The 12007-nt window shown below is 52.6% G+C and carries 11 protein-coding genes; 4 read left to right on the top strand and 7 right to left on the bottom strand.

Annotation, left to right across the window (positions count from 1 at the left end; genetic code table 11):
• Window positions 1-36 precede the first annotated feature (36 nt).
• Window positions 37-420, top strand: a complete 384-nt coding sequence (locus AC2JC8_RS01970) for a universal stress protein (RefSeq protein ID WP_484400528.1) — start codon at window positions 37-39, stop codon at window positions 418-420.
• Window positions 420-1349: a ribosome biogenesis GTPase YlqF gene (gene ylqF / locus AC2JC8_RS01965; RefSeq protein ID WP_484400527.1), complete on the top strand. Its 930-nt coding sequence runs from the start codon at window positions 420-422 to the stop codon at window positions 1347-1349. The genes AC2JC8_RS01970 and ylqF overlap by 1 nt, the downstream gene beginning before the upstream one ends.
• 115 nt (window positions 1350-1464) lie before the next feature.
• On the opposite strand, the gene AC2JC8_RS01960 is transcribed toward ylqF, so the two are convergent.
• Entirely contained in the window at window positions 1465-1686 is a 222-nt protein-coding gene (locus tag AC2JC8_RS01960; protein WP_484400526.1) for a hypothetical protein, read from the bottom strand.
• 33 nt (window positions 1687-1719) lie between these two features.
• Window positions 1720-1878 carry a hypothetical protein gene (locus AC2JC8_RS01955; RefSeq protein WP_484400524.1) on the bottom strand — a complete coding sequence of 53 codons (159 nt, stop codon included), beginning with the start codon at window positions 1876-1878 and terminating at the stop codon, window positions 1720-1722.
• A 38-nt stretch (window positions 1879-1916) separates the two neighbouring features.
• Between AC2JC8_RS01955 and AC2JC8_RS01950 the strand changes: the two genes are divergently transcribed.
• Window positions 1917-2879: an RluA family pseudouridine synthase gene (locus AC2JC8_RS01950; RefSeq protein ID WP_484594107.1), complete on the top strand. Its 963-nt coding sequence runs from the start codon at window positions 1917-1919 to the stop codon at window positions 2877-2879.
• Here AC2JC8_RS01950 and AC2JC8_RS01945 read toward each other — a convergent pair.
• The 4 genes from AC2JC8_RS01945 to AC2JC8_RS01930 all read right to left on the bottom strand — a co-directional run bounded on the left by AC2JC8_RS01945 (window position 2876) and on the right by AC2JC8_RS01930 (window position 9042).
• Entirely contained in the window at window positions 2876-5134 is a 2259-nt protein-coding gene (locus AC2JC8_RS01945; RefSeq protein ID WP_484594106.1) for a glycoside hydrolase family 9 protein, read from the bottom strand. The genes AC2JC8_RS01950 and AC2JC8_RS01945 overlap by 4 nt on opposite strands.
• Window positions 5135-5205: 71 nt before the next feature.
• The gene (locus AC2JC8_RS01940) at window positions 5206-5901 is read right to left on the bottom strand and encodes a LuxR C-terminal-related transcriptional regulator (RefSeq protein ID WP_484594105.1); all 696 of its coding nucleotides are present in this window, start codon (window positions 5899-5901) and stop codon (window positions 5206-5208) included.
• A 6-nt stretch (window positions 5902-5907) separates the two neighbouring features.
• On the bottom strand, window positions 5908-7455 hold the full coding sequence (locus AC2JC8_RS01935; protein ID WP_484594104.1) for an APC family permease: 1548 nt from the start codon (window positions 7453-7455) through the stop codon (window positions 5908-5910).
• Window positions 7456-9042 (bottom strand): ABC transporter ATP-binding protein, encoded by a 1587-nt coding sequence (locus AC2JC8_RS01930; protein ID WP_484594103.1) that lies wholly within the window; start codon window positions 9040-9042, stop codon window positions 7456-7458.
• Window positions 9043-9113: 71 nt separating this feature from the next.
• On the opposite strand from AC2JC8_RS01930, the gene AC2JC8_RS01925 reads away from it, so the two are divergent.
• On the top strand, window positions 9114-11405 hold the full coding sequence (locus AC2JC8_RS01925) for a RelA/SpoT family protein (protein WP_484419898.1): 2292 nt from the start codon (window positions 9114-9116) through the stop codon (window positions 11403-11405).
• 47 nt (window positions 11406-11452) lie between these two features.
• Here AC2JC8_RS01925 and AC2JC8_RS01920 read toward each other — a convergent pair whose 3' ends face one another.
• A complete protein-coding gene (locus tag AC2JC8_RS01920) occupies window positions 11453-11968 on the bottom strand; it encodes a phosphoribosyl-AMP cyclohydrolase (protein WP_484594102.1) in 516 nt (171 codons plus the stop codon).
• Between the last annotated feature and the right edge of the window lie 39 nt (window positions 11969-12007).

Genomic DNA, 12007 nt, shown 5'->3' with positions numbered 1-12007 from the left:
AGCTAAGACAAGGGTTGTGTTGGTACTGCGCAATAAATGTTCGACACGATTCTGTTCCCCCTAGACCACAGCCGCAGCGCCCTTGATACCGCTGCAACAGCAATGAAAATGGTGCAGCAGCACAACAGCCGATTGGTGTTGCTTTCTGTGGTGGATCCAAGCGACAGCAGCATGGCTAATGCCGAGGCAGTGGCACAACTGCTGCAACAAGCCCACGACACGTTTCAACGGGCCGGCATCAGCTGTGAGGTGATCGAACGGGAAGGTAACCCTGCTTTTGTAATAGGTGATGTGGCCGATGAAATCGAAGCAGATTTAATCGTTATGGGCACCCGTGGCATCAGCCTCGATAGCGATCAACAAAGCACTGCTGCCCGCGTGATTCAACTAGCACCATGTGCAGTATTGGTGGTGCCCTAATGCTTAGTAGCGCCGCTCCGGCGATTCAGTGGTATCCAGGCCACATCGCCAAGGCGGAGAGGGCCCTCAATGGCCATTTAGCAAAAGTAGATCTTGTAATTGAGGTGCGCGATGCGCGCATCCCCAATGCCACTGGCCATCCCAGGTTGCAACGTTGGATCAAAGACAAGCAACACCTTTTGGTGTTAAATCGCCGCGACATGGTGAGCAAAGAAGCTCAGCAGCAATGGGATGCCTGGTTTCGATTGCAGGGCCAAACCCCTTGGTGGTGCGATGCCAAGGTGGGAACTGGCGTTAAACAATTGCAACAGGCAGCAATCCGCGCTGGCAACAGCCTCAACAGCCGCAGAGCCGATCGTGATATGAAGCCGCGGCCAGTGCGAGCTTTGATGTTGGGGTTCCCAAATGTGGGGAAATCGGCCCTGATCAATAGGCTGGTGCGTCAGAAAGTAGTTGCCAGTGCCCGTAGGGCAGGGGTTACCCGAAGCCTGCGTTGGGTGAGATTGGGCCAAGACATTGATTTATTAGATGCACCGGGGGTGTTGCCACCACGGCTTGATGATCAGATGGCGGCTTTACGGCTTGCCCTATGCGACGACATTGGCCAAGCCGCCTACGACTCAGAAGCGGTTGCAAAAGCTTTTTTAACAATGCTCACGCAGCTAGAAGGCACAGCCGCTGCTGGGGTTGCCCCCAATTTGTTGCAAAAGCGCTATGGCCTGGAATTAACGTTTTTGCAATCTGGTGCACCAGATGTGGAGAGTTGGTTTGCGGCTTCTGCCAACCGCCATACCGGTGGAGACAGCCTGCGAATGGCCACCAAACTGCTGGATGATTTTCGAGGGGCCCGCCTAGGCGCTATTTCATTGGAACTGCCTGAAAACGCAATAACTGAGTTCAAAGTTCCTGTTTCAGAACCTTCCTCATAACAAACTTCAACGGCATAGGGCTGCAATACCTGCAGGCAATTGGGCAAATCAATTCCTGCTATCTGAGCGGTGAAACCCCATTCCTCATCTGGATAGTTGAGGTTGAGATTTAGCGCTAAAGCACATGGGATGCCACCCACACGATTTTGCCTGTGCGGGCGGCATGACCGATCACATGCCAGCGGGAGCCCGCTAATTTATCTGCATCCGAAACTCCGCTTACGATTAAATCAACTTCGAGAGTTAATCCTTGAAGTTTGCAGTAATGATTCCACCAAATTTCAACCTTTGCTGTGGGCTCTAAGTGCAAAATACGACTAATAACAAGTAGATCCAAATCCGAGTCTTTTCATGCTGTGCCAGCAGCATTTTAGCCAAACAACACCAGTGCTTGCACTGAAGGATCACAACTGATGTTGAGTAGAGCTTTTTCCAACTGCTGCAGAGCAACCGCATCTAGCCCAGGGCCCATCTCCGGCAGCAAAAATGCCTGGGGAGTGTGCCAGTCGCAGCATGAAACAATCACCATAGATTTATTATCGCCCGCTTTACCTATAGCGTTGCAGCATGGTTCATGCAGAAAACAAATTGGGATTTGGCCAAGGGGAAGGCGAATTACTAGGGTTTACATATCCAAAACCACTACCGATGCGTTTGGATCGTTGGCTTGTTAGCCAACGGCCAGAACAAAGCCGCGCCCGCATCCAAAAATTTATTGATGCCGGTTACGTTGAGGTAAATGGTGTTACGGGCCAAGCTAAAACCCCCCTGCGCCAGGGCGATTTAGTGCAGTTATGGATGCCACCACCAGAACCACTTGAATATCTCAAACCCGAAGCAATACCACTAGAAGTGTTATTTGAAGATAAACATTTAATTGTGTTAAATAAGCCTGCCGGTATCACTGTGCATCCAGCGCCAGGTAATAAAACAGGAACATTAGTTAACGGCTTGCTGCACCATTGCCCTGATCTTCCCGGTATCGGCGGTGAAATGCGGCCCGGCATTGTGCATCGCCTTGATAAAGACACCACCGGTTGCATCGTGATTGCCAAAAGCCAAGAAGCGCTGGTGAAATTACAAATTCAAATTCAGCAGCGGATTGCCTCAAGGGAATATCTGGGGGTGGTACATGGAGCACCAAAAACTACAGAGGGCACGGTGGTGGGCGCGATCGGTCGCCACCCGATCGATCGCAAAAAGTATGCGGTAGTTGCAGACGAGCAAGGGCGGTATGCCTGCACCCATTGGCGCTTGCTAGAGCGGTTTGGCGACTATTCCCTTTTGCGCTTCAAGCTGGATACCGGCCGCACCCATCAAATCCGGGTGCATTGCGCCCACATCGGGCATCCAATGGTGGGCGATGTTAATTACAGCCGTTGCCGCAAATTGCCCGTTGAACTACCTGGCCAAGCACTACATGCGGTGGAGCTTGGCTTAAATCATCCGGTTACGGGGGAAAGGATGATTTTTGAAGCTCCCCTGCCGGGGAGTTTCGAGCGATTGCTAGAGATGCTGCGCCGGCGCTAGAAGCCAGCACTCCGCTGGGCCGCGAAAGCTAATGCACCCGTGAAGCCAGAGTTGTAGTCGATAGCCACCTCATTAGCGATGTAGTCGCTACGCACATCGGCATAAGCAAAGTCGTTGGCCTGGCTGGGGCCCCCTACCAGGGCGCCATAGAGGATATTTTCGTTTGGCAGGCCATTGCGGAAACCATCCCAGCCCACCCCGGAAGCGGCCCGATGGTGGGGCTGCTGGGGCGAGTTATCACCATAACCAACCAAATAACTGGAGTTACGGGGGTTGTCACCGAGGATGTAGTCGATGGTATCCGTGGCCAGCTGGCTGTAGGCGCCATTGGGATCGGTAACGCTATCGGCGTAAACCCCAGCCAGCATCGCCGTATTTGCGGCATAGCGGAGGGAACCCCACTGGCTGATAAAACGCAGGCCCCCAGAAGTTATCTGCACCCCATTGCTGCCATTCACCCAACTGTTCAGCCAGCCCTCCACATCGCTGCGGATCTTGGCATTACCCGTGTCTTCAGCAAGAAGCATAGCGGCGCCGTAGGAGCAGTCATCCCAGTTTTGGGTCCAGCCGTTGCTCAAGCCACCGATCTCGGTGTTATAGAGCTGGAGAGCCTTCTGGCGGTAGGCAGTGCCATCACCACCAGCTGCCTCTGTGGCCCGGGCCAACCAAGCGGCGCCATAGCTGAGTTCGTCTTCGTAGCCACTCCAGGAGTTGTAGTAGCTCTGCACCTCGGTGATTGAGTCTGAATACTTGCCCCGGTAGGTATCGGCAAAGCGATAAAGCGACTCCGCATGGCGCAGCAGTTCATCGGCGTAGGCAATTGAACCGTTCTCCCGAAAGAGAATTGAAGCGGAGGCCAGGGCAGCGGCACTGCCGGCTGTTACGTCGGAGCCGGGCTTCTGGGCGGTAACGGCCATGGCCGGCCGGGCAATGGTTTGGCTTTCGGGGGCGCTCCAAAGAGCATGGTCTGCGGCCACATCACCCACCTGCGCCACAAAGAAACTGGTGTTGCCAGCGGCATCGGTGCCATGGGCCTTGAGCAGGTAATCGCTGCCCCACTTCACCGCCGCCAGCAGTTCATCCAGCTGACCAGTGGCGTTGTAGCCCTGCTTGAAGGCAATCCCCCCCCAGGCCAGGCTGGAGATGGTGGAGGCCAGGGGCATCCCGAATTTGCCGTGGTCACCGGCGTCGAAATAGCCACCTGTGAGGTTAAGGCTGAGCCCCAGCTGCAGGTTGGCGGCGTTGCGATCACCGAAGTACACCCCATCGCGGCCATCATTGAGGCCGGAATCACCTCGCCAGGGCACCCGACTTGTGGCCTCATCAAGATCACCGGAGCGATTTGCCTCATAGAAGAGGAAAGACTTCTGCAGGGCCTCGGCGTAACCAGTGCCATTTCCAATAACTGGGGGGCTTGGCACCACTGGGACTACCGGCACCACGGGAACCACTGGTGTTATGACCACTGGCGGCGTGCTGTTGCCAAACAACTGCGCTGAGCTCAGGGCCCCATCGTTGCCAATGCTGCTGCCCTGGCTGCCATTGAAACCAACGCTCACCGACGACCCCGCCTTAAGCCCCGCCGCCCAGCCAGCACCACTCAGCGTGTAGCGGCTAATCCCATTACCCAAGGCGGTGCTGGTAACAGTTGCCCCCCAGGGGGCGCCACTAATGCTGTGGGGACTATCGAATGTGTAACTCCAATTCTGCAGATCTTTATCACTGCTGTTGGTGATCTTCAGTTCAGCGGTGAAACCACCCCACCAACGGCTACCGCCCACTTCCACGCTCAACCCACCATTACCAACCACTGGGGAAGTAACCACTGGGACTGGGACTACCGGCACCACGGGAACCACTGGTGTTATGACCACTGGCGGCGTGCTGTTGCCAAACAACTGCGCTGAGCTCAGGGCCCCATCGTTGCCAATGCTGCTGCCCTGGCTGCCATTGAAACCAACGCTCACCGACGACCCCGCCTTAAGCCCCGCCGCCCAGCCAGCACCACTCAGCGTGTAGCGGCTAATCCCATTACCCAAGGCGGTGCTGGTAACAGTTGCCCCCCAGGGGGCGCCACTAATGCTGTGGGGACTATCGAATGTGTAACTCCAATTCTGCAGATCTTTATCACTGCTGTTGGTGATCTTCAGTTCAGCGGTGAAACCACCCCACCAAAGGCTACCGCCCACTTCCACCGTCAGCGGCGAACTTTCCAGCAATGGCGAAATCAAGGGGGCTGCACTAATGAGGAGCATTTAGATATTTGAAAGTCAACAACTTCTATGCGAAACAGATCAACCCCATCAATCCGTCAAATGGAGGGTTCTCAGCGGCAATAGCCCTGGCGCAGCCCTTCAACCGCTGCCGCTGCCCGGCTTTTCACCCCCAAACGGCGCAGGATGTCGCGCACATGGTCCCGGGCGGTACTAGTTGCGATATGTAGCTGTTCTCCAATGGAACGGTTGCTTAAACCCTCGGACACCAACTGCAGGATTTGGATCTCCCTAGGGGTCAGCTCCCCTGGAGCATTGTCAGTACAAATAGGCCTATTAAAGGCGGGATCCACAAAACCCTGCCCCTTGCTGAGGCATTCCATCGCAAAAATCAAGGCGCCGGTACGCCCCAAACTTTCCTCCAAAACCACCGCATCGGCCCCCGCCGCCAGGGTCTGTTGCGCCAGCACTTTATGGTTATTAGTGAGTACCAACAAACATCGGTGCTTTGGATTAAGAACTTTGGCCTGACGAATCAGTTCCATCCCAATCCCATCGATGAGATGCTCGGTGGTAAAGATGTAAAAGCTGCCAGATTGCCGCTGCAATATCTCCAAGCCCTCGGTCATGGAAGCGGTCATATGCAACTGCCGTTTGGAGGATCGCGGCAAACCCAGGGCTGTCCCACTAAGCAGGTTGAGCAGGAGCAATCTCGGGTAAACGCAAATCAACACATTTTGATCACGCATCAACAACTTGATAAGGTCAACTCGAGCCTGAATCAAGGCAATATCAATCGGGAAATCCATTCCTGATCAGGGTTGTTGGCCGCCCAGCTCCACCATGGCGTGGGGGGAGAGCTGGGGCAGACGAGAGTTCACCGCCATGGGAAATACCAGCAGGGCAAAGACACTAAGCAGAAACAACTGACTCCCCTGATCCAGCTCATAGGGGCGGCCAGAACCAAATAGATAGGAGGCGAAAGTAATACCCCCCAGATATAAAAACCACCAGGCACCGGCCCTAAACTCAACTCCGCCAGCCCCGCAAACCAGCAGGTATCCAAGGCTGGGCAAAAGGATTAGGGGAACCGCCAGCTGCAGGCTGCCCCATCCACACCAAAAAATCGCCCAGGTGGACAGCACAAAAGCCAGGGGGCACAGCCAGGGGGCGGCTGGCAGCCGATAAGGGCGATGAACCGTAGGGGCTTGGCGGCGCAAGGCCTCGAGGCTAATGGGACCCATGGCCAAGGAAATCACAAGGGCAGCAGTTACAAAGCCCACGGCCTTGGGCCAGCTGGGTCCACCTTGCAGCAACACCAGGCCAATCAACACCGTGGCGGCCAGGGCCACCGACGGCACCCCAGCCCTATTGATGTGGGAAAAGGGGGCTGGCAACAACCTACAACGCGCCAACATCCAGTTAACCCGGGCCGCCGTGCCCATGTAGGCCATCGCCGTGGCACTGGGAGACACCACCGCATCAGTGATCAAGAGGGTAGCCAGCCCACTGAGCCCAAGCCCGAGGGCCACCGCCACCAGTGGTCCCCCATGGGCCGTGAGCTGCAGCCGCCCCCAGCCCTGGACCAACAAAGGCGGGGGCACCGCCAGGAGAAAGGCCAGCTGCAACAACAAATAAATCAGCAGCGATATCGCCAAACCGATACCCATGGCCAGGGGCACATCCCGCTGGGGATTTTTCGCCTCGCCAGCTAAATCCATGGCGGTGCGAAAGCCCAGCAGGCTGAAGAGGATGCCGCCGGTGCTAAGGGCATCAAGCACCCCCCGGGCTTGATAGCCCCCCACCTGCAGGTTGCCCCCATGGGCCGAGCCCAGGATCAATACCAGGGAAACCCCCAGCGGCACCAATAACTTCCAAACGGTGAGGCCATCAATCCAACGGGCTAGGGCCGCCACCCCCGCCAGGTTGATCCAGCCAAACAACAGCAGCAGCAGGCTGGCCAAGCCAATACCCCAGTTGCTAAGACCTGCGGAACCGCCACCGCGGATGAGCCAGGGCAGGCTGCTGCCCAGATATTGCACCGTTGCTAGCACCTCAATGGCCGGCAAGGCCACATAACCCAACCAGGCGGCCCAACCACCAACAAAACCTGAGGTGCGGCCATGGGTGAGCAGTGGAATCTGCGCCAAGGCACCGGAGCTACTCACCAAGGCACCAAGTTCAGCAAAAACCAAGGCGATCAAAAATGCCATTGCCCCGCCCGCCAACCAACTAAATAAGCTGGCCGGCCCTGCGAGCTGAGCCGTTAAGTAGGGGGCAAATAACCAGCCAGAACCGATGGTGCTGGTAACAACGGCCATCACCAAACTAAAAAGTGAAAGCCGCCTTTGCATTTGAACCATTTAAACCACCAGTTGAGGCAGTCTTGGGGAGGCTGCTACCAATTGTTTGGTGATCTCTGCAAGCGGATTTCGCAACAACTTATCCCCGGGCCCCTCCTCAACAATCTTGCCTTGATTTAAAATAATTAAACGATGGCAAAACCCGCTAGCTAAACCTAAATCGTGGGTTACAAAAATAATTCCTAACCCAAATTGATGCTGCAGATCACGCAGCAATTCCAAAACATCAGCTTGAATTTCTGCATCTAACATACTCACTGATTCATCACATAACAAAACACTTGGTTTCAAAATAAGGGCCCTGGCAATTGCCACCCTTTGTTGTTGGCCGCCGGATAACTCACGCGGCAAACGCGAAGCAAAACTAGCGGGCAAACCCACAGCATCCATCAAGGCCAAAGCCATGCTGCGAGCTGCGGCTTTTGTTGCCATGCGGTGAATCAAAAGAGGATCAGCAATAGCGCGCTGAACATCCATTACAGGATTAAGGCAAGCCAGCGGATCTTGAAACACCATCTGCATCCGCTGGCTTGCCACTGCTAGAGGCTTACCAAGCAACAGCACCTCCCCGCCCCGCAAGGGGTTTAACCCCATCAAGGCACGGCAAAGAGTGCTTTTCCCACAGCCGGAAGGACCTACTAACCCAAGGGTTTCAGCAGCATGGAGCCGCAGTGAAACCCCATCAACGGATTTAAGCCAACGGGAACGCCACGGCAGAGAGGGAAGCCTGTGCCAACAACGCACCTGGTGTAATTCCAATACCACTGCTGCTTCTGGCGATTTGGGGGTATCGCCCCCTTCCCGCCGCCGCGCCGCCGCCACCAAACGTTTAGTGAGAGGTTGCTGGGGGTTTTGCAGCACCTGATTAACTGAACCCTGCTCTAGCAAACGCCCCTGCTCCAGCACAGCCATTTGCTCACACCATTTCCCAGCCAAAGCAAGGTCGTGGCTAATCAATAGCAACGCACTGCCCAATTCATCGCAAAGGCTGCAGAGTTCGGCCATTACCTGGGCAGCCACAGCCACATCGAGGCTGGTGGTGGGTTCATCGGCGATTACCAAAGGGGGATTGAGGGCCATCGAAAGGGCAATTGCCACGCGCTGACGCATCCCACCACTGAATTCGTGGGGGTAATTGTTAAAGCGATCAGCTGTGATGCCCACCCGTTGCAGTAAAGCTTCGGCTCGCTGGCGCACCTGTTCGCGCGCAACACCAGGGCGATGGGCCCGCAAGGTGTCAGTTAAATGACCGCCAATACTTAATAACGGGTTCAGGCGAGTCATTGGATCTTGAAATACCAAACCCACCGCTTCACCTCGCAATTTATTCAGCGCCTTGGGCCGCAGGATTCTGGGATCTTGATTACACAAGAGCAAACCACCACTGCTTTTACTGCCAGGGGGTAGTAGCTGTAACACCGCTTTAGCAACTGTGCTTTTGCCGCAACCGGAAGGGCCCACCAAGGCAACACGCTCCCCTCTGTGCAACTGAAGCGTTAGCCCTTGCAACGTGGGTTCGCTGCAACTGGGGTAGGCCACCACCAGTTGGTCTAGTTGGAGCACCAACTGATTTGCAGCTGCTTCCATAGAGGATTAAAGCTTTAGTAATGGGGTTTTTACCCCGATGCTGCATAGCATGGCTGTAATCCGATCGATTAATGCTAAAAACAGCTGATCTGGAAAGCGGTATCGAGGCAGTAACACTGCCTGAAAGGATCCGCTGCTCAAGCAGCTACAACATAAAGCTGCCCGATTGGTTGAAAAAATGCATCGCTAATGTGCCTGTTGGCAATGGCGATAGTTGCCCAACAGATCCAGAAGCACTGCTGGCTTTATCCTTTGATTTTGCTTATCAATTGCATCAAGGCCAAGTAAGAGCGAGCGGTGAGCCTTATATTATTCACCCTGTAGCAGTTGCCGATTTATTAAGGGATATCGGCGGCAGTGCTGCGGTAATAGCCGCAGGATTCTTACATGATGTAGTGGAAGATACCGGTGTAACACTAAACGAAATAGAAGCGCGTTTTGGCTCTGAGGTGAGAGGTTTAGTTGAGGGGGTAACAAAGTTAGGCGGGATTCACTTCACAAACCGCACAGAAGCACAGGCAGAAAATCTACGCAAGATGTTTTTAGCAATGGCTAGTGATATCAGAGTTGTATTAGTTAAACTAGCTGATCGTTTGCATAATATGCGAACGCTTAGTGCGCTGAAACCAGACAAACAACATCGCATTGCAACAGAAACCCGTGATATTTACGCCCCACTAGCAAACCGTCTTGGGATAGGACGATTCAAGTGGGAACTAGAGGATCTGGCATTTAAGGTGCTTGAACCGGAAGCATTTCGTCAAATTCAACAGGAGGTGGCAAGCAAACGCAGCGAGCGGGAAGATCGTTTGGCAACTACGGTTGAATTGCTAAAAAATAAACTTAAAGCTTCAGGAGTAAATGATTGTGATGTTGTTGGTAGACCAAAACATCTATATGGAATATGGAGCAAGATGCAACGCCAACAGAAGGCTTTTCATGAAATTTATGATGTGGCAGCTCTAAGAATTGTTACTTCATCTGTTGAAAATTGCTACCGCGCATTAGCCGTATTGCACGATACTTTTCGGCCGATACCAGGGCGTTTCAAAGATTACATCGGCCTACCTAAACCAAATGGTTATAAATCACTCCATACAGCTGTAATCGGCAGACATAGACCGATTGAAGTGCAAATACGCACATCTGATATGCATCATGTAGCGGAATACGGAATCGCAGCCCATTGGAAATATAAAGAAGGTGGCTCACCTGCCGATGGCGATGAGATGGCACGCTTTAATTGGTTAAGACAACTTGTGGATTGGCAAAAGGAAGGTGGCGGGCAAGATCACAACGATTATTTAAAATCTATCAAAGAAGATCTATTTGATGAAGAGGTGTTTGTATTTACGCCAAAAGGTGATGTTATAGGTTTACGCAAAGGTTCAACAGCTGTTGATTTTGCCTATCGAATCCACAGTGAAGTGGGTAATCACTGCCAAGGAGTGCGTATTAATGATCGCCTTTGCAATCTCACAACCCCATTGCAAAATGGCGATTTTGTTCAAGTATTAACCAGCAAAAGTGCACATCCAAGCCTCGATTGGCTAAATTTTGTTGCCACCCCTACAGCAAGGGAAAGAATTCGTCAGTGGTATAAAAAAAGCCATCGCGAAGAAAATATAATTAGGGGTAAAGAGATTCTTGAAAGGGAGCTGGGCCGTGATGGGCTTGAAAGCTTGATACATAGTGAAGCGATGGCTCGCGTTAGTAAGCGTTGCAATCTTGGCAATGTAGATGATCTTTTAGCTGCCTTAGGTTTTGGAGGTGTTACCCAACATCAAGTAACAAATCGCCTGCGGGAAGAGCTCAGATTGCAGGAAGCAGCCAAGTTACCCGAGGCTAGCAATGAAGAATTAGCAAAAAATCTTTCTGAACAGGCAGAAGTTAGAAGCAACAATATAAATGGCAGCCCAATTCTTGGTGTAGAAGGTTTGGAATATCGCCTTGGCGGTTGCTGTTGCCCATTGCCGGGTGAAACAATAATGGGTGCTGTGGCTTTAGGAAATCACGGCATCACAATCCATCGCCAAGATTGCAGCAACTTGGCTCAAACTCCAGCTGAACGGCGGCTACCTGTGCGTTGGAATCCAAATAGTGGAGATCATCGCCGCAACTACCCAACTCAATTACGAATTGAGGTATTAGATAGGGTTGGAATATTAAAAGATATTCTCATGCAATTATCCGATAGCCGTATCAATGTAAGCGATGCCAGAGTGCGCACTGCTTTTGGTAAACCCGCCCGCATTGATCTACGTATTGAATTAGATAATGCAAGCAAGTTGCAAACAACGCTAAGCCAGATCCGATCCATGGCTGATGTATTAGATATTGCGCGCACTGGAATTGGCAGCTAAAATATAAATATATTGAGATATTGATAACTTGCTTAAATCAATCTAGCTCAACCACCAAAAGGTAAAGACGAATGATGCAACATTATTCTAATTGAACCATCATTTTCCCTAACAAAATTCCATGTTTTATCAACAGTAGTTACAACACCTTTGGAGTCGGTAAACAATACGTTACCCATTGTAGTAGCAGACGGCCCCGCTATTTGAATCACATTATTCACAGCTGTGCAACTGCGCCAATCCTTTAAAGCAAAACCCTTGTCTGATGGATAATTAGGATCATTACCAACGAAGTATGCAAGTGCACCCTCTTTAGTGGCGCGAAAAGTTTGCGCTCCACTGGTGAGGGTGGGTTTAAAAGCCACCGGGCCATATTGATATGCGTAGGCAGAATTAATTACCTGCGCAGCCAGTGGTTTTGCTGCATTAATACCACCGGAAGCATAGGTTGAGCTGATCTTCAATAAGGCATTGCACCATCCGGTTTGGGCCTTTAATACTTGAGCAACAGTTATATTGGAATCGAAGATTTGAACCTTGCTTGCTTCTTGCGCGTGAGACAATGAACTTGACAAGCTCGCAAAAGCAACAAATAGTCCAAC

The organism is Synechococcus sp. (assembly GCF_982614295.1).
Note: the sequence above shows the minus strand (reverse complement) of the source record. Positions and strands in the feature narration are given on the sequence as shown.